This is a genomic window from Actinoplanes sp. NPDC049118, from assembly GCF_040648555.1.
Lineage (GTDB): Bacteria > Actinomycetota > Actinomycetes > Mycobacteriales > Micromonosporaceae > Actinoplanes.
Genome location: NZ_JBEZDY010000005.1, coordinates 86628 through 108518, shown reverse-complemented (window position 1 = coordinate 108518; position 21891 = coordinate 86628). Strand labels below are relative to the sequence as shown.

20 protein-coding genes and 1 pseudogene are annotated in these 21891 nt (G+C 71.4%); 13 read left to right on the top strand and 8 right to left on the bottom strand.

What is annotated here, in order from left to right; translation table 11 throughout:
* Positions 1 to 55: 55 nt before the first annotated feature.
* The 3 genes from AB0B58_RS09455 to AB0B58_RS09445 all read left to right on the top strand — a co-directional run bounded on the left by AB0B58_RS09455 (position 56) and on the right by AB0B58_RS09445 (position 3026).
* A complete protein-coding gene (locus tag AB0B58_RS09455) occupies positions 56 to 454 on the top strand; it encodes a flagellar assembly protein FliW (RefSeq protein WP_360220239.1) in 399 nt (132 codons plus the stop codon).
* A 96-nt stretch (positions 455 to 550) separates the two neighbouring features.
* On the top strand, positions 551 to 793 hold the full coding sequence (gene csrA, locus AB0B58_RS09450; RefSeq protein WP_360220236.1) for a carbon storage regulator CsrA: 243 nt from the start codon (positions 551 to 553) through the stop codon (positions 791 to 793).
* 88 nt (positions 794 to 881) lie between these two features.
* Complete coding sequence (locus tag AB0B58_RS09445) at positions 882 to 3026, top strand: glycosyltransferase (RefSeq protein ID WP_360220233.1); 2145 nt, start codon at positions 882 to 884, stop codon at positions 3024 to 3026.
* Between the two features lie 21 nt (positions 3027 to 3047).
* On the opposite strand, the gene AB0B58_RS09440 is transcribed toward AB0B58_RS09445, so the two are convergent.
* The gene (locus AB0B58_RS09440) at positions 3048 to 3875 is read right to left on the bottom strand and encodes a peptidoglycan DD-metalloendopeptidase family protein (protein ID WP_360220230.1); all 828 of its coding nucleotides are present in this window, start codon (positions 3873 to 3875) and stop codon (positions 3048 to 3050) included.
* 208 nt (positions 3876 to 4083) lie between these two features.
* On the opposite strand from AB0B58_RS09440, the gene AB0B58_RS09435 reads away from it, so the two are divergent.
* From AB0B58_RS09435 to AB0B58_RS09425, 3 genes are all read left to right on the top strand, one after another.
* Positions 4084 to 5643, top strand: coding sequence for a methyl-accepting chemotaxis protein (locus AB0B58_RS09435; protein WP_360220227.1), 1560 nt, complete (start codon positions 4084 to 4086; stop codon positions 5641 to 5643).
* A gap of 136 nt (positions 5644 to 5779) precedes the next feature.
* Positions 5780 to 6508 (top strand): hydrolase, encoded by a 729-nt coding sequence (locus AB0B58_RS09430; RefSeq protein ID WP_360220224.1) that lies wholly within the window; start codon positions 5780 to 5782, stop codon positions 6506 to 6508.
* A gap of 74 nt (positions 6509 to 6582) precedes the next feature.
* The gene (locus AB0B58_RS09425; protein WP_360220221.1) at positions 6583 to 7401 is read left to right on the top strand and encodes an SRPBCC family protein; all 819 of its coding nucleotides are present in this window, start codon (positions 6583 to 6585) and stop codon (positions 7399 to 7401) included.
* 3 nt (positions 7402 to 7404) lie between these two features.
* Here AB0B58_RS09425 and AB0B58_RS09420 read toward each other — a convergent pair whose 3' ends face one another.
* Positions 7405 to 9225, bottom strand: a complete 1821-nt coding sequence (locus AB0B58_RS09420; protein WP_360220218.1) for a HAMP domain-containing sensor histidine kinase — start codon at positions 9223 to 9225, stop codon at positions 7405 to 7407.
* Between the two features lie 94 nt (positions 9226 to 9319).
* Positions 9320 to 9529 carry a hypothetical protein gene (locus AB0B58_RS09415; RefSeq protein WP_360220215.1) on the bottom strand — a complete coding sequence of 70 codons (210 nt, stop codon included), beginning with the start codon at positions 9527 to 9529 and terminating at the stop codon, positions 9320 to 9322.
* 272 nt (positions 9530 to 9801) lie between these two features.
* Here AB0B58_RS09415 and AB0B58_RS09410 point away from each other — a divergent pair, with 272 nt between their 5' ends.
* Together AB0B58_RS09410 and AB0B58_RS09405 are read left to right on the top strand one after the other, a co-directional pair.
* A complete protein-coding gene (locus AB0B58_RS09410) occupies positions 9802 to 10203 on the top strand; it encodes a response regulator (RefSeq protein WP_360220212.1) in 402 nt (133 codons plus the stop codon).
* Positions 10204 to 10376: 173 nt separating this feature from the next.
* Complete coding sequence (locus AB0B58_RS09405; protein WP_360220209.1) at positions 10377 to 11942, top strand: DNRLRE domain-containing protein; 1566 nt, start codon at positions 10377 to 10379, stop codon at positions 11940 to 11942.
* A 58-nt stretch (positions 11943 to 12000) separates the two neighbouring features.
* On the opposite strand, the gene AB0B58_RS09400 is transcribed toward AB0B58_RS09405, so the two are convergent.
* Together AB0B58_RS09400 and AB0B58_RS09395 are read right to left on the bottom strand one after the other, a co-directional pair.
* Entirely contained in the window at positions 12001 to 12762 is a 762-nt protein-coding gene (locus tag AB0B58_RS09400) for a class I SAM-dependent methyltransferase (RefSeq protein ID WP_360220206.1), read from the bottom strand.
* Positions 12759 to 13520 carry an SDR family oxidoreductase gene (locus AB0B58_RS09395; RefSeq protein WP_360220203.1) on the bottom strand — a complete coding sequence of 254 codons (762 nt, stop codon included), beginning with the start codon at positions 13518 to 13520 and terminating at the stop codon, positions 12759 to 12761. Before AB0B58_RS09395 ends, AB0B58_RS09400 begins: the two co-directional genes overlap by 4 nt.
* Positions 13521 to 13595: 75 nt before the next feature.
* Between AB0B58_RS09395 and mshA the strand changes: the two are divergent.
* A pseudogene (mshA, locus tag AB0B58_RS09390) lies at positions 13596 to 14968 on the top strand (D-inositol-3-phosphate glycosyltransferase).
* On the top strand, positions 14962 to 15459 hold the full coding sequence (locus AB0B58_RS09385) for a YbjN domain-containing protein (RefSeq protein ID WP_360220200.1): 498 nt from the start codon (positions 14962 to 14964) through the stop codon (positions 15457 to 15459). Before mshA ends, AB0B58_RS09385 begins: the two are co-directional and overlap by 7 nt.
* Before the next feature lie 369 nt (positions 15460 to 15828).
* Here AB0B58_RS09385 and AB0B58_RS09380 read toward each other — a convergent pair whose 3' ends face one another.
* On the bottom strand, positions 15829 to 17160 hold the full coding sequence (locus tag AB0B58_RS09380) for an MFS transporter (protein WP_360220197.1): 1332 nt from the start codon (positions 17158 to 17160) through the stop codon (positions 15829 to 15831).
* 136 nt (positions 17161 to 17296) lie between these two features.
* Here AB0B58_RS09380 and AB0B58_RS09375 point away from each other — a divergent pair, with 136 nt between their 5' ends.
* Positions 17297 to 18055, top strand: coding sequence for a phosphoglyceromutase (locus tag AB0B58_RS09375; protein WP_360220194.1), 759 nt, complete (start codon positions 17297 to 17299; stop codon positions 18053 to 18055).
* Positions 18056 to 18121: 66 nt separating this feature from the next.
* Here the strand turns inward: AB0B58_RS09375 and phoU are convergent, their stop codons facing one another.
* Positions 18122 to 18769, bottom strand: coding sequence for a phosphate signaling complex protein PhoU (gene phoU / locus AB0B58_RS09370; protein WP_360220191.1), 648 nt, complete (start codon positions 18767 to 18769; stop codon positions 18122 to 18124).
* Between the two features lie 217 nt (positions 18770 to 18986).
* On the opposite strand from phoU, the gene AB0B58_RS09365 reads away from it, so the two are divergent.
* Together AB0B58_RS09365 and AB0B58_RS09360 are read left to right on the top strand one after the other, a co-directional pair.
* On the top strand, positions 18987 to 20285 hold the full coding sequence (locus AB0B58_RS09365; RefSeq protein ID WP_360220909.1) for an ATP-binding protein: 1299 nt from the start codon (positions 18987 to 18989) through the stop codon (positions 20283 to 20285).
* Positions 20286 to 20315: 30 nt separating this feature from the next.
* A complete protein-coding gene (locus tag AB0B58_RS09360) occupies positions 20316 to 20999 on the top strand; it encodes a response regulator transcription factor (protein ID WP_360220188.1) in 684 nt (227 codons plus the stop codon).
* A gap of 16 nt (positions 21000 to 21015) precedes the next feature.
* Here AB0B58_RS09360 and AB0B58_RS09355 read toward each other — a convergent pair whose 3' ends face one another.
* Complete coding sequence (locus AB0B58_RS09355) at positions 21016 to 21891, bottom strand: hypothetical protein (protein ID WP_360220185.1); 876 nt, start codon at positions 21889 to 21891, stop codon at positions 21016 to 21018.

Here is a 21891-nt window from a genome sequence, read left to right as displayed (position 1 = left end):
ACTTCCTGAGGTGACCATGAGTACTAGCACCGCGTCCCGACTGATTGGGGCCACCATGACCGACGCCTGGCTGGACATGCCGACCATCGACATGGCCTCTCCGATGGCCGGCTTCCCGGCGCACCGGCAGTTCGTGTTGGTCCGCCTGAACGAACAGGGCCTGCTCTACGCGTTCACTTCCACCCAGGACCCGAACATCCGGTTCCTGGTGGCACCACCCGAGCCGTTCTTCCCGGACTACGCCCCGGAGATCGAGAACGATGTTCTCGCCGCCCTCAACACCAAGGACGCGGACCGGCTGCTGGTCATGGTCGTCATCACCGCGGGCGTCGAGGAGACCTCGGCGAACCTGCTCGCCCCGATCATCGTGGACCGCGACAGCCGCCGGGCCATGCAGGTCATCCTGCAGGACAGCGGCCTGCCGGTACGCGCAATCATGCGCCGCATGGCCTGACGCCCGTCCGGCGCGGTCGCCCGCGCGGTGATCGCTTTCGGCGGCTTCGGTGCGGGTGCGCGAAGTCCTGTCCACGGATGGTGAAGGGCGGCCACGATGCTCGTGCTGACCAGGAAGGCCGGCGAGAGCGTGATCATCGGTGATGACGTCGTCGTGACCGTGCTCGAGGCGCGGGGCGACGTCATCCGGATCGGCATAGAGGCTCCCCGCGACGTGCAGGTGCACCGCGAGGAGGTCTACCGGGAACTGCAGGCAGCCAACCGCGAGGCGGCGTCACCGGACGAAGCGGCGGTACAGGCTCTGGCGGACAGCCTCCGCCCGGCCGCGAAGCCGGACTGATGACACGATTGGACACGTCGAGGGCCGGTTCCCTGCGGGAAGCCGGCTCTCGGCCGCCCGAACGGCCGGTCGGGCAGAGGTGATGCGCGTGCCTGTCTCAGTGATCGTCACCGCCGGCGGCACCGCCGGCGACTTCCAGAACCTCCTGGTCGGCCTGCGACCCACCCTCGGGCTGCGCGACGAGGTCGTCTGCGTGCTTCCGCCGCAACGCCCCGACCTGGCCGCCAAGGCACACGCACAGTCCTGGCTGAGGGTCCTCGGCGAGACCCCACCGGACCAGGCCGCCCGCTGGTCGGCCGGGCTGGCCGCCACCAACCACCCGGTGGTCATGCTGCTCGACGGCGACACCGTCCTGACACCACACTGGCTGGAGGCGGTCGCCGCGGCCTTCGACGACCCCGGCGTGGTCGCCGCCGGCCCCCGCTGCCATCGCAGCGCCGGCCCACAATGGGTCAGGTTGCCGCCCGAGTCCAAGACCGCCGTGACCGGCTTCAAGACGTACGCCCGGCAGTGGCGCCAGAACCACCGCGGCCTGACGGACGTCGACCGGCTCGGTCCGGTCTGCGTCGCCGTCCGCCGCGAGGCCCTGGAGCGCGCCGGCGGACCCACGCTGGACATGCCGTACGACAAGCTGCGCGAGCAGGGCCGGCTGGTGCTGGTCGAGAGCGCGCTGGTCGCTCACCTCGGCGGTCGGCAGTGTGCGCTGCGGACCGCGCCTCCGGCGGACGCGCCGCTGCTGTCGGCGTGCCTCATCGTCAAGGACGAGGAAGCGGTCATCGCCGGCTGTCTGGGCGCGCTGCGCGGGGTGGCCGACGAGGTCGTGGTCTACGACACCGGCTCCATCGACCGCACCCGGGAGATCGCCCGCGAACTCGGCGCCCGGGTCATCGAGGGCTACTGGGACGACCACTTCGGCGACGCCCGCAACCGCGCCCTCGCACACTGCCACGGCCGATGGGCCCTCACCGTCGACGCCGACGAGGTCGTCAGCGGCGACCCTGCCGCGCTACGGGACCAACTCGCCAGGAACGGCGGGGGCGTCGACGCGCTTCTCGTGCACGTCGACAGCCAGACCGGCGCCGGCGGCGTCTCGGTATGGTCCCCGCGCCTGTTCCGTGCCGGCGAGTACCGCTACACCGGTCGCCTGCACGAACAGGTCATCCACCGGATCACCGGCGAGACCCCGCAGACCGAACGCACCGAAGCGCTCGCCTTCACGCACTCCGGCTACCTCGTCGCCACCGTCGCGACCAAGGACAAGGTCCGGCGCAACCTACGTCTCGCCGGGCTGGCCAAGAACGACGGACCGGAGGCGCTTTACAACTTCGCCCGAGCGGAGCGCGACGCGGGCGACCCGGACGGCGCCATCGAGGCCTGCAGGTCCGGTCTCGCCGCCAACCCCGAGGCCTTCATCCGGGTCGGCCTGCTCGGCATCCTGATCCGCTGCTGCGCGGAGACGGACCGCCTCCCGGAGGCGAACGCGGCCCTCGCGGAACTGAGCGCGGCCGCCCGTCAGCAGGTCACGGTGGACCAGGCGGAGATCGTCGTACGGACCGCCGAGGGCGATCACGAGCGGGTTCTGGAGCTGCTCCGCGGCATGCCCGAAACCGGCGTCAACGATCTTGGCGTCGAGGTCGGCCGCCGCCGGATGACGCCGTACGAGGTGATCAGCCTCAGGGCCACCGGCCGGTCGGCGGAGGCGGCCGACTGCCTGCGCGCGGCGCTGCGCGAGGGACGCCTGGTACTGCCGCTCGGCGACATCGCCAAGGTGCTGGAAGGCGCGGGTTCGGATCTGACCGAGCTGGCCAGGCTGATCCCGGAGAGTGCCATCCGGGAGGTGCTGTACGCCACCCGCACGGTGTCGCCCACGCTCGCCGAGGCCGTCGTCGAGGCGCTCTGGGAACGCTTCCCCGGCGATCCCCAGCTCTTCGGCGTCGTGGTCTGGCTGGCCGGCCAGCTGCCGCTGAACCGGGCCATCGAGTGGTCGGGCCGGTTGCGGGAGCAGGGGCTGGCGAAGTACTGCCCGCTGCTGGCTCTGGCGGCCGCCACCGACCGCTCCGCCAGGGAGCGGGCCCTCGCCGCGGCCGCCGCGCTGGAGTTGTACGGCGACCAGGCGGCGCTCGCACCGCTGTCCGAGGCGCTGGCACAGGTGCCGGACGACCAGACCGGCGCGGTGCTGGAGGAGCTGCACGCGCTCGCGCCCGGAGTGGCGTCCGCGATCGAATCGGTGTGACCCTCCTAAGTGGTGTCGGCGTCAGCCGATCGACAGGCCGCGGGCCCGCATGAAGGCGATCGGGTTGATCGCGTTCGCCCGCGTCGCCGGGGAGCCGTTGTGTACCTCGAAGTGCAGGTGCGGGCCGGAGGAGGAGCCCGAGGAGCCCACGTGGCCGAGGATCGCGCCGCGGGCGACCCGCCGGCCGGCCGTCACGGGCGGGCGGCGCACCATGTGGCAGTACCGGGTCACGATGTCGCCCGCGTGCAGGACCTCCACGTACCAGCCGCAGCCGGTCAGCGTGAGTTTGCCGTCGACGTCGCAGCTGCCCGAGGAGACGTTGCAGGCGACCTTGACCACCGTGCCGGAGGCGGCCGCGCGGATCGGTGTGTTGCGGGCCGCGCCGAGGTCGACGCCGTCGTGCGCCGGGCGTGCCCCGGTGCGGAAGCCGCTGACCAGCCCGGCGTCGACGGGAAGCGTCCAGGCGCCGGTGACGGCCGGCATCGGCACGGTCGTCCTGCACCTGGGCATCGGGAAGTCGCGCCGCCGGACGTACGCGTCGGAGACGTAGCTGCCGTCGTCGAGCCGGTCCCAGTAGCCGGTGTTCCTGACGGTGCCGCGGATGAACTCGCCGGCGGCCCGGCAGACGATCGAGACGGTCGCGCCGTTCCTGAGGGTGCCGGTCCGGGTGCTGCTCGCGGACGGGCCGCTGCGCGCGTTGAGCGGGGTGCCGGCGGTGACGACCCGGCCGGTGCCCGCGATCGGGGTGACGGCGGCCGAGGCGGGGGCGGCGCCGGGGCTCAGGGCGCCGCCGACGGTGCTGACGGCCGCGAGCAGGGCTGTGGCGATGCGAGTATGTCGGCGTTTCACACGGAACCCCTTCCGGACGTACAGGTTTGTCGAGCCGGGAACGCCGGGAGGGGTGCGCGGGGATTGCGGAACCGGTGCGTCAAAACAACCGGTTCGGCCCCGGACACACCGATCCGGCTGAAGGATGGTCCTCAGACGCTGCGGCGCCGGTCGCGGACCTCCGGTGCGGACGTCCCGCAGGGCAATGCTGGCTTTCGGGGGGACTTGCGTGTCGCGATTGATGGAACTGGGGATCGCCAAGCGGCTGGGCATTATCGTGGCCGTCGGCGCGCTGGGCATTGCCGGAATGTGGTACATCGCGTTGACCGGCCAGAGCAAGGTCGTCGACCAGGCCGACACGGTGCGCCGGCTGGAGGCCGGCCTCGGTGCGCTGAACCACCTGGACACCAGGCAGAGCGAGCTGAAGGTCGACGCCTACCGCGCCGCCCTCGGCCAGGACGTCACCCAGGACGTGGCCGACGACGTGGCTTCGGCCACGGAGGCCGCCGACGCGGTCGAGGCGGTCGGCATGCCCGGCGACCTGCCCGCCGAGTTCGCGCAGATCCGCCCGGATGTGGACAGTTTCGGCACGTTCATCGCGGACTTCGTCGCGCAGGCCGGTGCCGGCGGCGCGGCCGCGCAGGCGAACATCGGCCAGATCGCCGAGCGGAACAGCGCGGTGGACGACCAGCTCGGTGCCCTCAACGAGAAGGTCGCCGCGGCGGTCAAGCAGGAACGCGCCGACATGGACAGCGCCGTCAACGCCACCACCTGGGCCGCCCGGATCGTCGGCATCGTCGCGTTACTGCTGCTCATCGGGCTGGCCGTGCCGCTGGCGCGATCGATTCTGCGCCCGGTGCGGCGGCTCGGGGAGATCGTCGCGGCGCTGGCCGAGGGCGATCTCACCCGGCGCAGCGGGATCACCACCCGGGACGAGATCGGCCGCATGGCCGTCGGGCTTGACGGCGCGCTGGACGCGATCCACCGCTCGCTCAGCACGATCGAACAGAACGCCGAGACGCTGGCCGGCTCCGCCACCGAGCTCTCGGCGGTGGCCGCACAGATCGCCACGGCGGCCCGCGACACCGACGCGCAGATGTCCTCGGCATCCAGCGAGGCCGCGGAGATCTCCCGCAACGTGCAGACCGTCGCGGCCGGGTCGGAGGAGATGGGCCTGAGCATCCGGGAGATCTCCCGCAGCACCAGCGAGGCCGCCGAGATCGCCGCGGCCGCGGTGTCCGAGGCGGCGCGGGCGACCGAGACCGTCCGCCTGCTGGGCGAGTCGTCGGCGGAGATCGGCAACGTCGTCAAGCTGATCACCGCCATCGCCGAGCAGACGAACCTGCTGGCCCTGAACGCGACCATCGAGGCCGCCCGGGCCGGCGCCGCGGGCAAGGGCTTCGCCGTGGTCGCCTCCGAGGTCAAGGAGCTGGCCCAGGAGACCGCCCGGGCGACCGAGGACATCGGCTCGCGGGTGAACGCGATCCAGCAGGACACCGGCGGTGCGGTGGAGGTGATCGGCCGGATCAGCGAGGTGATCGCGAAGATCAACGAGTTCCAGACCGCGATCGCGAGCGCGGTCGAGGAGCAGACCGCGACGACGGGCGAGATGAGCCGCAGCATCAGCGAGGTGGCCTCGGGCAGCAGCCGGATCGCCGCGAACATCAGCGACGTCTCCACCGCCAGCGCGAGCGCGGTGCACGGTGTCACCCAGAGCCGGCAGGCCAGCGACGAGGTCGCCCGTACCGCGGAGGAGCTGCGCACCCTGGTCGGGGCCTTCAAGCTCTGAAACCGGCGCACCCTGACTGCACCTGGCACGGCCCCGGCCCACAACGCCGGGGCCGCAAGGTATTCCCAGGACGAGATGAGCTCGTCGGACGGAACCTGTCTCGGGAGTCCTAGTGGGTGCAGAGCGCGAATCGGTCATGAACGGCACCACCCTTGCCGCACCTTCGGCCGCCCTTGATCTGCGGACCGATGCCCACGTGCACACGGGTTTCGCCGCGGGCCGGGACAGCGTCGGTGTCGTCGTTTCGGCCGCCGACCTGGCCGGGTTGACCACGGTCACGTTCGCCGACCAGGTGGGCCCGGAGACGACGTGGCTGCCCGCGTACGCGGACACCATCCGGCGCGCGCGCCGGCGTACCGAGCTGAGCCTGCGGGTCGGCGCCGAGGTCGAGGTCGTCCAGCCGGACGGCTGGCTGGCCTGGCCGGCCGATCTCGGTCACCTCGAGGTGGTTTCGGTGGCGGTGTCCCGGCTGCCGCTGGCCGAGGGCCTGACGGCGCCGCGCGACGTACGGTCGATGCTCGCCGCCGGCCGGATCACCCAGGAGCAGGTCGCCGAGGCCGCCGTCACCGCGACGATCAAGGGCATCGAGCGCGCTTCCCGGTACGCGCCGGTGCAGCTGGCCCGGCCGTTGAGCCTGCTGGCCCAGGTCGGCATCGACGACGCCCTGTTGACCCCGGATACCCTGGACGCGCTCACGGCCGCCTGCCGGTTCACCGGTACGGCGGTCGAGATCAGCGAGGCGTGGCGCAGCCCGTCGCCCCGGCTGGTGGCCACGCTGCGTGAGGCGGATGTGGCCCTGGTGGCGGCGAGTGACGCCCGGTACGCGGGCGAGGTCGGCCGCTGGCAGTACCTGCACCGGGTCTGATCGGAAACCAAACGCGTGCCGTAATCACATACGTACTCTCAGTCATGCCAGCACTTCAGCATGGGAGAGATGCGATGAGTATGGTTCAGCAGGCCGTCGAGATCGGTGCCCCGCTACACGCGGTGTACCAACAACTCGAGGCGTTCGAGAACTATCCGCAGTTCATGACCGGCGTGCAGCAGGTGACCCGGATCGGCAACGATCAGACACACTGGGTCATGGAGGTCGAGGGTCACCGCCGGGAGTTCGACGCGCAGATCACCGAGTGCTCCATGGACGAACGGGTCTCCTGGGCGACCACCGAGGGGCCGATGCTCGCGGAGACGATCACCCTGCGGCCGATGGGTGAGATGCGCACCCAGATTATCGCTCAGCTCGAGGCCGACGTCGCGTACCTGATGCCCAGTGACCGGCACGGCCAGGCGACGCTGAGCCGTCAGCTCAAGTCCGATCTGAACACCTTCAAGAGCCTGATGGAGACCGGCCAGCTCGGTGGCGCCGCCGACCTCGGCGTCAGCTCCAAGAGGCTTTCGAGCTCATCGGGCAACGTCCTCGGCGGCAAGCGGGTCGACCCGGCTTCCCCGGCCTCGGTCGCGGCCCGTGCACAGGGCGGGCGCCCGCAGCCCGGCGCCGGCTGGGGCACCAGCGCCGGCGAGTTCAGCAACGCCGACCGCGGCACCGACGTCGACATCTCCTCGGCGCCCGGCATCACCAGCGCCGCCGACCTCGACGACGTGCTCGCGCCCGGGCGCCGCATCGGCGGCAACCACTCGCTGAGCGGCGGAGCGGCGGGCGGCGCGGCACCGATGGGCGGCAAGGCCATGAGTGCCCGCGACGGCCGTACCGACGGTGCCATCAGCGAGGAGGAGCGCGGCAGCTCCCAGGACTGGTAGCGGTCAGAGGGACGCCGACTCGAGAGTCACGATCAGATTTGCGCCGTGGGGCTCGGCCCGCTCGTAGCGGACCGAGCCCCCGTTCGCCTCCACGAGGTGGCGCACGATGAAGAGCCCGAGCCCGGCGCCGCGCATGAACCGGTCGAACAGGTTTGGGATCAGCTCCTCCGGGATGCCCTCGCCGTGGTCGCGCACCATCAGCACGACGGACTCGGCGTTCCGCTCGGCGCGGACCTCCAGCGGGGGCTCGCCGTACTGGATGGCGTTACTGAGCAGGTTGTGCACCACGTGCCAGAGGTGCTGCCGGTCGGCCAGCGCGGAGATGTCGTCGTCGATGACGATCTCGACGTTGTCCGCGCAGTCCAGCTCCGCGACGACCGCGGTGACGACATCGTGCACGGGCACCGGGGTGCGCTGCGCGGTGACCGAGCCGGTGTCCAGCCGGAAGAGCAACTGCAGGTCGTTCATCATCTTGATGAGCCGGTGGGTGTTCTTGTCGATCTTCGTCGCCAGCTCGAGGCGGATGTCCTCGCCGAGCTCGGCCCAGTCCGCGGAGAGCAGTTCGGAGAGGCTGGCGATCGAGCTGATCGGCTGCGCCACGTCGTGGGTGAGCATCGACGTCAGATCGTTCTTGAAGGTGAGCGCCGCCTCCAGCCGGGCGTTCGACTCCCGCAGCCGCTCGTTGCTGCGCTCCAGCTCGGCGGCGCGTTCGCTCAGCTCGTCCTCGGCGCGCTTGCGGTCGGCGATGTCGACGTAGGTCGCCACGTACGCCCGGGCCCGCCCCTCGGCGTCCGGTATCGGCGCCATCGTGGCCAGCACCGGGATGTCGGTGCCGTCGGCGTGCCGGACCACCCAGTCCCCGGTGCCCGCCGGCGGGAGCTCGGCCGGTCCCGGGCCGGGTGGCTGAGTGTTTCCGGTCAGCTCCCGCCAGCGCCGGTTCACGTCGATCACCCGGTGGTTGGCGTCGAGCACCATCACCGCCTCGTTCATCGACTGCAGGAGCGTGTCGGCGAACTCCCGGCGTTCCCGCAGCTCCGCGACGAGATCGCGTTGCTGGCGGTCGGCGCTCTCGAGCGAGCGCACCAGCAGGGCGATCAGGGTCAGGACGGCGAACGCGGCGAGGACCACGCCGATGCTGATCGCGGCCGCCGGGTTACTGATCCCGGTCCGGACCGCGAGCGCGCTGATCAGCGCGGCGACGACCGGCAACGCGACGAGCACGGGCAGCGTGTGCCGGATCTTGCTGCCGGCTCCGGCGGCGGCGCCGGTGCGCAGCGGACCCGACTCGGGGCGGGCCAGGACGGCGCCGACGGCCAGGGCGAGCAGCGCGCCACCGTGGTAGGGGGACATGACGCTGTCCGGTCCGCCGCCGCCTGGGAACGTCGGTGCGAACATCCGCGGGACCATGGCGACCAGGGCGATGATCGCGGTGCCGGCCAGCAGCGGGTCGGACACGCGGAACCGGGTCTCCCTGCCGGGGCGCCGGAGCCGGATGTCGATGCAGGCCAGGGCCAGGCCGACGAGCAGGGTCGCGACCCCGGCGGCCGGGTGACGATCCAGGGCGGCGGCGCCGAGCGTCGCGGCGAGGAGCGCGAGGAGATAGCCCGCGCTGCGGACGGCCGTGCCGCCGCGCGCCGGAGCCAGCAGAACCAGAGCGAGCCCGGCGGCCACGAGTGCGGCCGCCGGGCTCGACGTCAGTACGTTCTCGGACGCGGGTACCGGCGAGGTCAGCAGGCTGAAGGTGCCGGCGATTACCACCGCGACCCCGGCGCACCCGGCGAAGAACCGGGACAGCCTGCCCACGTCGAGCGCCGCGATCTGCACCGGTGGAACCCCTCTAAATATGGGCGTTTCGGCCCAAGTGCGAGGGAGCGATCATATCGCGGCGGATGGGATCAAGTGGTCACGCCGGGTGAGACTACGTCGCCCACTCGAAGCCGTCCTCGACGGTGATGCGGGCGGCGACCGGATTCAGCTTCCCGGCGTTCTTGTTGGCGTGGTGCCCGCAGAACACCAGCGAGCCGCCGCTGGTCAGGGCGATCTCCACCTTGCCGGCGGCGCTGCAGCTGTCGCAGCGGTCGATCAGGGACGGGACGGTGACGATTTCGGGCGACAGCATGGTGGTCATCATCGCTCTCCTGGCTCGGTGGCACTGCAGCGGTCCTGACAGGGGATAAATCGGTCCGCGGCGGGGGCGACTTAGCGCCGGGGGCCGCGGCCGGGACCCTGCTACCCGGCGGCAACCAGCGGCGGTGACGGGCCGGACACGGGCGCCGAAAGCGGACGCCGCAGGTCAGGGCGGCCCGGGCGGGCGCAAGCCAGTGCTCCGAAAGCCCGGAAAGCCGTACCGGTGCGGCCACCCACCGATAGCGTGTTGTGACAAGTACCGAGGAGGCCCCAATGTCGGAGGTTCCGCAGGAGCGTCCAACGGTCCTCGTCGTCGACGACGAGGAGGATCTGCGCGACATCGTGCGCAGGATGCTCGAGCGCCGGGGCTTCGCCACCCTGATGGCAGGCGACTCCGAGCAGGCCATCGAGGTCTGCCGCGAACACCCCGGCGTCATCGATGTGCTCATCACCGACCTCGGCCTGCCCGGCGTCGGCGGCGGCGACCTGGCACAGGCCGCGACCGGCCTGCGCCCCGAGATGGGCGTCGTCTACATCTCCGGTCTGCCCAAGGACATCGCCGTCTCGAAGGGGCTGATCGCGGAGGACGCCCGGCTGGTGATGAAGCCGTTCACGTCAGAGGTGTTGCTGGAGGCGCTGCGGGCGATACTCGCCGAGCGGGCGCCCACCATGTGACAACCGCACGAGACAACGCCGCCGGACCCGTGTCCGGCGGCGTTTTCTCGTAGCGGCGGTGGCCGATCGGCCGAGTCACACCTTGCCTGCACCCGTCCGCGCTCCGTGCCGGCACCCGCCCGCGCCGAACCTGAACGTCAGACAGCAACTGTTTGACGTTCGGGGGAGATCACGTGACGGCCAGGCGAGGGATCATCGGGGCCGCTCTGACGGGCGTCGTGGTCGCCGGCGGGGGATTCGTGCTGACCCCGGCGGCGTACGCGGCGACGACGACCGGCACGACGACCACGTACACCAGCGACGACGCGTACACCTCGAGCTCGCGCAGGACCGTCAACTTCGGCGCCGCCGACAAGCTGGTGGTGGGCAGGGCGTCGGGGCAGACCCGGCTGTCCTACCTGAAGTTCGCGCCGAGGGTCGCGGCCGGCTCGAAGGTCACCCGTGCGGTGCTGCGCCTGCCGGTGGAGAGCAGCCCGGTCGCGGCGACGCTCGGCGTCTACTCGGTGGCGAACTCGTGGTCGGAGAAGACCATCACCGCGGCGAACGCACCGAAGCTCGGCCCGCTGGTCGCCTCGGTCAAGCCGAGGACCACCGACACCACGCTGAGCTTCGATGTGTCCAAGGTGGTCACCAAGGCCGGCACGTACGCGTTCGCGCTCAAGTCCGCCTCGACGACCGCCGTGACCCGGCTGCGCTCGATCGAGTACGGCACCGCCACCTCGGGTGGCCCGGAGCTGGTCGTGACCGCGAAGAAGACCACGACGACGGCGGCCACCCCGCCGGCTACCACCCCGGCCGGGTGCGTGACCGGCGCGCTGCTCGTGCCGTCCTGCGGTGTGCTCTGGGGCGCCGCCGCCGGTGGCTTCACCGACACCCCGCGCGACCAGGCCCTCAAGGACTGGGAGGCCCTGACCGGCCGTACCGCGTCGATCTTCCACACCTACCACAAGGGCGACGAGCAGTTCCCGACCAAGGCCGAGATCGCCATGACGCAGGACGCGAAGAACCCGCGGGTGCTGCTGCTCAACTGGAAGATCGCTTACAACTCCACCTGGGCCAAGGTCGCGGCCGGCGAGCAGAACGCCCGGATCGACAGGTGGTCGGAGTACGTCAAGAAGAACTATCGTCAGAAGTTCTTCCTCGCGCTGCACCACGAGCCGGAGAACGACGTGTCCACCTCGGCCTCCTCCGGCATGACGGCCAAGGACTACGCCGCGATGTACCGCCACGTCATCACCCGCCTGCGCGCCAACGGGGTCACCAACGCCGTCAACGTGATCGCCTACATGGGCAACGAGAAGTGGATGGCGCAGCCCTGGTGGAAGGACCTCTACCCGGGCGACGCGTACGTCGACTGGATCGGCCTCGACTCCTACGTCAGCGTCGAGAAGGGCTACTACCACTTCGGCGACATGGGCGACATCCTCGACCGGCAGCCGACCGGCGGCGGCCTCGGCTGGTACGACTGGGCCGTGAAGAACCACCCGAAGAAGCCGATCATGGTTGCCGAGTGGGGCATGTACCACCGCACCAAGTCGATCACCGACAAGTCGGCGGCGTTCAACACCGTCGTCCCCGAGCTCAAGGCGCATCCCGCGGTCAAGGCGGTCGTCTACTTCGACACCGCCAGGGACGACGAGGGCGACCGGGACATCTCGGTGAACTCGACGGCGAGCAGCCTGGCCGCGTTCAAGAAAGTTGCTGCTGATCCGATGTTCAAGGTGAGTTTCGGCAGATAAGGCTTTACCCAACCCCCCGAAAACCGGGCCGGTCCGCCTTGCGGGCCGGCCCGGTCGGCTATCCGGGCCAGGGCACGGTCAGCTCGCCGCGGCGCCACCGGGCCGGGCCGTCCAGCACCGGCCACCGCTCCCGGAACCGCGCGACCGTGGCGAGCCAGCGCTGCCGGGCGCCGAACGGTGTCGCCGACGCGTCCCACGCCGCGCCGAGCCCGGACAGCAGGTCGTGCACGGGCGAACCGGGCACGTTGTGGTGGATCAGGGCCTTCGGCAGCCGCTCGGCGAACGTCGCCGGGTGGTCCAGATCGGACAGTCGCGCCGAGAGGGTGAGCGTCTGCGGGCCGGCCGCGTCCACGACCGCCCACGTCGCGATCCGGCCCAGCTCGTCGCAGGTGCCCTCGACCAGCAGCGCGCCGGTGCCGGTCATCGTCGTCCAGGCCGAGGCGACCTCGTCCTCGGCGTACTGGCGCAGCACGTTGAACGCGCGCACCACCACCGGGCTCAGGCCGGCCAGCTCGAAGCCGCCGCGGCGGAACTCGAGCAGCGGCGGGTCCGCGTACGGCTGCGCGTCGGCGACCCGGGCCGGATCGATCTCCAGCCCCACGACCGCGACGTCCGGCCGGACCGCCGCCGCGAGGCGGCCGCGCAGTTCGACGGCCGTGACCGGCGTCGCGCCGTAGCCGAGATCCACGACCAGCGGCACGGCCGCGGCCGCGAGCGGGTCCCCGCACCGGTACGCGATGAAGTCGTCCACCCGGCGCAGCCGGTTGGGGTTGGTGGTGCCCCTGGTGACGGCGCCGAGCGGCTTCCTGGCGGGTTTCACCTCGGTTCGCGAGCCACCTTGTGCTGTGCGGCCTGCGCGATCGGGCGTACCACGAGGCGGTCGATGTTGACGTGCTGCGGGCGGGTGGCGACCCACGCGACGCAGTCGGCGATGTCGTCCGCGACCAGTGGCTCCCGCACCCCGGCGTAGATCGCGTCGGCCTTCTCGCGGTCGCCGAGCCGGTTGAGCGAGAACTCCTCGGTGTGCACCATGCCGGGGTCGATCTCGACGACCCGGACCGGCCGCCCGGCGAGCTCCAGGCGCAGCGTGCCGACCAGCGCGGTCTGTGCGTGCTTCGCGGCCGTGTAGCCCGCGCCACCCTCGTAGACCGTGAAGGCGGCGGTCGAGCCGATGGTCACCACCGTGCCGGCGCCGCTGGCCTCGAGCGCGGGCAGCAGGGCCTTCGTGACGCGCAGGGTGCCCAGCACGTTCACGTCGTACATCCACTGCCAGTCGGCGACCGAGCCGCCGGCCACCGGGTCCATCCCGCGCGCGCCGCCCGCGTTGTTGACCAGCAGGGTCACCGGGGCGGGAAGGCCGGCCACCGCGCCGGCGAGCGCCGCCACCGACGCGTCGGAGGTGACGTCGCAGGCGACCGCGGTGGCGTCCGGGCCGATATCCGCGACGAGCTTCTCGAGCCGGTCCAGCCGGCGGGCCGCGGCAACCACGTGGAAGCCCTCCGCGGCGAGCCGTCGGGCGGTCGCCGCACCGATGCCGCTGGATGCCCCGGTGACGACGGCGATGTTCTTCTGCACCATCCTTTGATCCTGCCTCACCCGTGCGGGAGAGCTGGGTCACCCCCGGCCTACTGGCCTTGGGTTGGGGCCTCGGAGATGGGGAAGATGAACGACGGCGTAACAGTTTCCCGTTACGTTTGACCGCCTTTCGAAGGGATCAAGACGTGGCTGAGCTGCGGGCCGCAGGCCGCTGGCCGACACCCCGGCGCATCGCCACCCTCTCGGTACACACCTCGCCGCTCGAGCAGCCCGGCACGGGCGACGCCGGCGGCATGAACGTGTACATCGTCGAGGTCTCCAAGCGGCTGGCCGAGCGCGACGTCGAGGTCGAGATCTTCACCCGGACCACGTCGAGCGAGTTGCCGCCGGTCGTCGAGATGGCGCCCGGCGTGATCGTGCGGCACGTCACCGCCGGCCCGTTCGAGGGCCTGTCGAAGGAAGAGCTGCCGTCGCAGCTGTGCGCCTTCACCAATGGCGTGCTGCGGGCCGAGGCCGCCCGCCCGCCCGGCTCGTACGACCTGATCCACTCCCACTACTGGATGTCCGGGCAGGTCGGCTGGCTGGCCCGGGAGCGCTGGGGCGTGCCGCACGTGCACACCGCGCACACCCTCGCCAAGGTCAAGAACCGCCTCATCGCCGAGGGGGATCGCCCGGAACCGAACTCGCGGGTCATCGGCGAGGAGCAGGTCATCGCGGAGGCGGACCGGCTGGTGGCGAACACCCGTTTCGAGGCGCGGGACCTGGTCGGCTCCTACGACGCAGACCCGACCCGACTCACGGTGGTGCAGCCGGGTGTCGACCTCGAGCGTTTCCGCCCGCGGTCCAACCAGGCCGCGGAACGGCGCCGGCTGGGCCTGCCCGAGCGGGGGTACGTGATCGCGTTCGTCGGCCGGATCCAGCCGCTCAAGGGCCCGGACGTGCTGATCCGGGCGCTGGCCTCGGCGGCGCTGCGTGACGTGGACGTGACGGTGGTGATCTGCGGCGGCCCGAGCGGCAGCGGCCTGGACCGGCCCACCTCGCTGATCGAGCTGGCCGCCTCGCTCGGCGTCTCACCCAAGGTGCGCTTCGTCGCGCCGCGCACCGGTGAGGCGCTCGCCGGGCTCTACCGGGCGGCCGACCTGGTCGCGGTCCCGTCGCACAACGAGTCGTTCGGGCTGGTCGCGCTCGAGGCGCAGGCCTGCGGCACGCCGGTGGTCGCCGCGGCGGTCGGCGGCCTGGTCACGGCCGTCACCGACGGCGTGAGCGGGGTGCTGGTGTCCGGCCACGATCCGGGTGACTGGGGCCGGGTGCTGGCGAATCTGCTGCTGTCGCCGGCGCGCCGGGCGCTCCTGGCGGCCGGCGCCGTCCGGCACGCCAGGAACTTCTCCTGGGACCGGACGGCCGACGGGCTGTTGCGGGTATACCGCGAGGCTGTGACCGAGCATCGTGCGCTGATCGCGGCGCGTCTGGCAGGCTCGTTCTCATGGTGACTGACGTCGGTGAGCTGATCGAGCGGGTCTGCGCGGAGCGCGAGTTGCCGTGCGAGCCCACCGGCGACTCGTCCTGGGTGGTGACGCTGCCCGGGACGCACAAGCTCAAGACGGCCTGCAACCTCATCGTCGGCGAGCACGCGCTGCGCATCGAGGCGTTCGTGATGCGCCACCCGGACGAGAAGCGAGAGGAGCTCTGGGCCTGGCTGCTGCGCCGCAACGCCCGCATGTACGGCGTCGGCTTCTCGATCGACGCCTCCGGCGACGTCTATCTCACCGGCCGGGTCACCCTCAAGGGCCTCGACGAGGACGAACTCGATCGGCTGCTCGGCGCGGTCCTGACGTATGCGGACGAGTCCTTCGACTCGATGCTGGAGATCGGTTTCGGCTCCTCGATCCGCCGCGAGTGGGAGTGGCGGGTCAAGCGCGGCGAGTCCCTGGCCAATCTCCAGGCCTTCGCGCACTTCGCGGACCCCGGGCCCGAGCGGTAGACAGCCCGTAAAACAAAGCGCCGGCGGCGGCGGGCGACGCCCATCCCCATAGGCGTCGCCCGCACTAACCGCCGGTCTCGGGTTGCGCCGTCCCCCAACGGCTGATGCCACCCGTCCCCGAACGCCGATCCGCGGCGACCCAAAGGGTCGACCCGTTCCCCGAACTGACGGCTCGGCGTCCATCGACCACGCTAGTTGGGCCGGTCGAGGCTTACAAGCCAGTTGGCTGTCTGCCATCTGTCTGAACCGTCACATGAGGCAACTCCAACCTCACGGATGATGCGGGAATCAGACGTCCGGCCCGTTGTTCACTTCGGGGCGGCTTCCTCGCGCCGATCCGATTCGGACCGATTCGGGTCACCGGAGCGCTCAGTCGAGGGCCGGAACCTTGACCGGGACCTGGCGGGGGACGACGGCGGCCCCGGCGAGCGGCGGCGCGACCCCGGCGGCCTCCGGTACGGCCGTTGCGGCGGCGCCCGGGGTCACCAGGGCGGCCCCGCGCAGGGCCGTGGCCCGGCGCTCGCGCGACGGGCCCGAGACGATCTGGCCCGCCGCCACGAGCAGGCCGATCGCCGCGCAGCCGAGCCAGAGCACGGCGCCGCCCAGGTGTTCCTGGACGAAGCCGCCCAGGACCGGGGCCAGTGCCGCGCCCCCCGACCAGGACAGGGAGTTCACGCCCTGGTACCGGCCGCGCAGGTGTGCCGGTGACAGCTCCGCGATCAGCGCCGAGTTCGACGGGGACTGGAGCATCTCGCCCAGGGTCCAGATCACCACGGACAGGGCGTAGAGCGCGGCCGTGCCGGCGAAGGCGTTCAGCCCGAAGCCCACGCCGATGATCAGGGTGGAGAGGGCCAGGACCCGCGACCGGTCGTGGCCTTCGATCAGCTTCGGGACGAAGAGCTGACCCGCGACGATCATCAGGCCGTTGACCGCGATCACCCAGCCGAAGGTGGCCGGGCCCAGGCCGTCCGCGCTCATCGCGATCGGCAGCGTCGAGACGTGCTGCATGATCACCAGGACGATGCAGAAGTTCAGCGCCACGAAGGTCATGAAGATCCGGTCCCGGAAGATCGTCCCCAGCCCCGGGCCGCCCTTCGTCCGCGGCGCCTGCGGCGTGCGGGACGGGCGGGTCTCGGCCAGGAAGACGAGGCTGATCAGCGCCGTGGCCAGGGTCGTCCCGGCATCCACCAGGAAGAGCAGCAGGTAGTCGAACTGGGCGGCGAGGCCGGCCAGGACGGCCGCGATCGCGAAGCCCAGGTTGACCGCCCAGTAGTTCAGCGAGTAGGCCCTGATCCGGTCGGAGTCCGGGACCACGTCGACCATCATGGCCTGGAACGCGGGGCGGACCCCCTCTGCGAAGACGCCCAGCAGCAGCGCTCCCACGAGGATCTGCCAGAAGCCCTGCGCGAGGCCGAGGCCGAGCATCAGCCCGGCCGCGCCGAACTGCGCCGTCAGCATCGTCGGCCGGCGGCCCCACCTGTCGGTGAGCACGCCGCCGGTCATCGTGCCGACCGCGCCGCCCACCCCGTACGCACCCAGCACGAGACCCGCCTGGCTCTGGCTGAAGTGCTGTTGCCCGGTGAGGTAGATGGCCAGGTAGACGACGACGAACGAGCCGAGTCGGTTGATCAGGGTGCCGGTCCAGAGGAACCAGAACTGCCGTGGGAGGCCGCCGGCAGCCTGCTGTAACCATTCGCGCACGCCTGAACCTCCGTAAGCACCGAACAACCTTCGCAGCCTTACAAGTTACGGATCTTCGGCCGCCGGCGCAGCAGGATTTCCACGTGTTGGTCGCCACCCCGGGGTCAGCGGACACCCGCGCCCGGTCTGCGGCAGGATGGAGGGCATGACTGTGGGGACCCTTGTGCTGCTGCGGCACGGCGAGAGCGAGTGGAACGCCAAGAACCTCTTCACCGGCTGGGTCGACGTCGACCTCAACGCCAAGGGTGAGACCGAGGCGCGGCGCGGCGGCGAGCTGCTGAAGGAGCACGGCCTGCTGCCCGACGTCGTGCACACCAGCGTCCTGCGGCGCGCGATCCGGACCACGGAGATCGCGCTGCACACCGCGGACCGGCACTGGATCCCGGTGCGGCGCTCGTGGCGGCTCAACGAGCGCCACTACGGCGCGCTGCAGGGCAAGGACAAGAAGCAGACCCTCGAGGAGTACGGCGAGGAGCAGTTCATGCTCTGGCGCCGCTCATACGACACGCCGCCGCCGCCGATCGCCGACGGCGACGAGTTCTCGCAGTTCGCCGACCCGCGCTACGCGGCGCTGCCGCCGGAGCTCAAGCCGCGCACCGAGTGCCTCAAGGACGTGCTCGCCCGCGCCCTGCCGTACTGGTACGACGCGATCGTGCCGGACCTGCTCTCGGGCCGGACGGTGCTGGTCGCCGCGCACGGCAACTCGCTGCGGGCGATCGTCAAGCACCTCGACCAGATCTCGGACGAGGCGATCGCGAAGCTGAACATCCCGACCGGCATTCCGCTGCGCTACGACCTGGACGACGAGCTGCGCCCGGTCACCGCCGGCGGCGCGTACCTCGACCCGGAACTGGCCAAGGAGGCCGCCGCGGCGGTCGCCAGCCAGGGCCGCTGACCCGGACCGGACAGCCGAAACGCCGGGACGCACCCCCGTGGTGTCCCGGCGTTTCGCGTCCGTCGGTCAGCCGGTGACCGGTTCGCCGGTGATCAGGTAGATCATCTGCTCACCCGCGTTCACGGCGTGGTCCGCGTACCGCTCGTAGAAGCGGCCCAGCAGGGCGCCGTCGATCGCGGTCTCCGCGCCGTACGGCCAGTCGTCGTGCAGCAGCACCTTGAACAGATCGCGCTCGAGCTCGTCCATGGCGTCGTCGTCCTTCTCCAGCTCCGCCGCCAGGTCGGCGTTCGGGTTGGCCAGGACGGCGGTGATCTTCTCGGCCATGCGGTCGGCAGCCTCGCCCATCTGCCGGAAGACGGGCCGCAGTTCGGCGGGCACCGCCGGCGACGGGTGCCGCCGCAGCGCGGTCTTCGCGACGTGCTCGGCCAGGTCGCCCATCCGCTCGAGGTCGGCGGAGATGTGCAGGGCGGTGATGAGCGTCCGCAGGTCGGAGGCGACCGGCGCCTGCCGGGCGATGCTGTCCGCCACCTTCGCCTCGACCTGGCGGTAGACCTCGTCGACCTCGGCGTCGCGTTCCATGACCGCGGCGGCAGCCTCCCGGTCGGCCTTCAGCAGGGCGGTGGTCGCCTTGCGCATCGCGGCGCGCACGGACTCCGCCATGGTCACCAGCAGGCGACTGACCTCCGTCAGGTCGGACTGAAACTCCTCGCGCATGATTTCTCGTCCCGGGGTTCGGGGCTGGCCCTACGGGGGCGGCAGCCTTGTGAGCAGGGCTTACATGGGCAACGCTAGGGGTGCACGGCAGCCTGAACATGAACGGCGGTGAACGACGCCGGGCCTGGTGGTGAACATTGTTCGAAGCGCGCCGGTTATGTCCGGTTAGCCGTACGGTCCAGGTAAACAATGCCCCTACGATCGCAGCGTGAATCCGGTGTCCGGCACAACCCTCGTTCTCGCCGCCCTCGCCATAGGCGTGGTGGCCGGGTTCCTGCTGTCCAGGGCCCGCTGGGCCGGCTCGGCCGGCCGCGCGAGCGACAACACACCGGCCGCCCGGCCGGCCGAGGGGGGACGAGAGATCGACACCGACGACGAGCGTACGGGCAAACACGGACTCAAGGGCCTCGGTCGCAAGAGCCTCGACTCGCTGCGCGTCGGCGTCGTCGTGCTCGACGCCGAGGACGAGCCCGTACTGGTCAACCCGGCCGCGCGGGCGATGGGGCTGCTGCGCTCCGGCGGTGCACCCGGGACGATCGCGGCGCACCCGATCCTGCGTACCCTGGCCGGCCAGGTGCGGCGCACGGGCATGCGCCGCGAGGTCGAGCTCGACCTGCCCCGCGGCCGCGCGGGCGCCGCGCACGCCCCGCTCGGGCTGCACCTGCGCGCCGTGGCCCTGAACGCCACCCACGTCGCCATCGAGGCCGCGGACGTCACCGAGTCGCACCGCCTGGCCCGGGTACGGCGGGACTTCGTCGCAAACGTCAGTCACGAGCTGAAGACCCCGATCGGCGCGCTCCAGCTGCTCGCCGAGGCGCTGCTGGACGCGACGGAGCTGCCGGCCGCGGAGGCCCTGGAGCGGTCCGAGGACATGGTCGCCGCGCGCCGGTTCGCCGAGCGCATCCACCACGAGTCCGCCCGGATGGGCCGGCTCGTCAACGAGCTGCTCGAGCTGACCCGGCTGCAGGGCGCGGAGCCGCTGCCCACCCCGGAGCCGGTCGCCCTGGACTGGGTGATCGCCGAGGTGGTCGACCGCACCCGCACCACGGCGTCGGCCAAGGGCATCGAGGTCGTGTACACCGGCCCGAGGGGTGCGACCGTCTACGGCAGCGACAGCCAGGTCGCCACCGCGGTGACGAACCTCGTCGAGAACGCCATCGCCTACTCGGGCGAGGACACCGAGGTGGTGCTGGCCATGCGCGAGGACGAGGACTGGATCGAGATCGACGTCACCGACCAGGGCATCGGCATCGCACCGCACGACGTCGACCGGATCTTCGAGCGCTTCTACCGCGCCGACCAGGCCCGCTCGCGCTCCACCGGCGGCACCGGACTCGGCCTGGCCATCGTCAAGCACATCGCCACCAACCACGGCGGTCGCGTCGAGGTGACCAGCACGCTCGGCGGTGGCTCGACATTCACCCTGCGCCTACCGGCGCGCCCCCCGGAGGTACCTATGCCGTTACCCCCGGCGATTGAGATCGAGTCCGGCGCGGCCGGGCTCCCTTCGGCCTGACCAGGCCGCCCCCGAAGGAAGGAACCCCCATTGGCTCGCGTGCTCGTGGTCGAGGATGAGGAGTCGTTCTCCGATGCCCTGTCGTACATGCTGCGCAAGGAGGGCTTCGAGGTGTCGGTCGCTCCGACCGGAACCTCGGCGCTGACGCAGTTCGACCGGACCGGCGCCGACATCGTCCTGCTGGACCTCATGCTGCCCGAGATGTCCGGCACCGAGGTGTGCCGGCAGCTGCGCCAGCGCTCCAGCGTGCCGATCATCATGGTCACCGCCCGGGACAGCGAGATCGACAAGGTCGTCGGACTGGAGATCGGCGCCGACGACTACGTCACGAAGCCGTACTCCCCGCGCGAACTGGTCGCCCGGATCCGTGCGGTCCTGCGCCGGCAGGGTGCGGAGCCGGCCGAGGTGACGACGCCGACGCTGGCGGCGGGCCCGGTCCGGATGGACGTGGAACGGCACGTGGTGACCGTTGAGGGTACGTCGGTTCAGCTGCCGCTCAAGGAGTTCGAACTGCTCGAGCTCCTGCTGCGCAACGCCGGCCGGGTGCTGACCCGCGGCCAGCTGATCGACCGCGTCTGGGGCGCCGACTACGTCGGCGACACGAAGACCCTGGACGTCCACGTGAAGCGCCTGCGCTCCAAGGTGGAGCCGGAGCCGTCGGCCCCGCGCTACATCGTCACCGTGCGTGGTCTGGGCTACAAGTTCGAGCCGTGAGTCCGCGGTGCGGCGGTCAGGGCTGCTTCGGCGGCGTCGCGGGCGCCCGCCCGCCGCGCTTGCCCGGCGCCCGGGCCGCCTCCGCGGCGACCGTGGCCGGGTGCGGCGCGACCAGCTTCGACCGCAGCCTGATGTCGCAGAGCCGGGCCAGTTCGTCGTACGCGTCCTGGCCGATCAGGGCTATCAGCTCGGGCCCGTACGACCGGTACATCGGCTCGGTGCCGACGTGCGCGTCCGGCGAGGACGTGCACCACCAGTCGAGGTCGTGCCCGCCGGGTCCCCAGCCGCGCCGGTCGAACTCGGTAAGCGTGGACAGCAGGTACTTGCTGCCGTCCGGCCGCTTCGTCCAGTCCTGCTCGCGGCGCACCGGCAGCTGCCAGCACACGTCCGGCTTGTAGGTCAGCGGGTGCACGCCGTCGCGCAGCGCCTGTGCGTGCAGCGCGCAGCCGCCGCCCCCGGCGAAGTCGGCGTCGTTGAGGAACACGCACGGCCCGTCGGCGGACTGCGTCGCCGTACGCCGGGCCGGCTTGGAGCCGTCGACGGTGTCCATCTCGGTGTAGTTCTTGAACCCGCGCCGGTAGTGCTGCCAGGTCTCGGGCGTCAGCTTGGCCGCCGCGTTCCTGGTCCGGTTCTCGTCGTCGGAGTCGGTGAAGAACGCGCCGTGTGAGCAGCAGCCGTCCTGTGGGCGGCCGGCGATGATGCCGTGGCAGGCCGACCCGAAGACGCAGGTCCACCGGGACAGCAGCCAGGTCAGGTCGGCGCGGACCACGTGCTGGTCGTCGGCCGGATCGGTGAACTCGATCCATTCCCGGGGGAAGTCGAGGGGTACCTCGCGGGCGCGGGCGGCAGCCGCCTCGTCCATCACGATGCGAATCTGGGTGCGGCGGCTCAC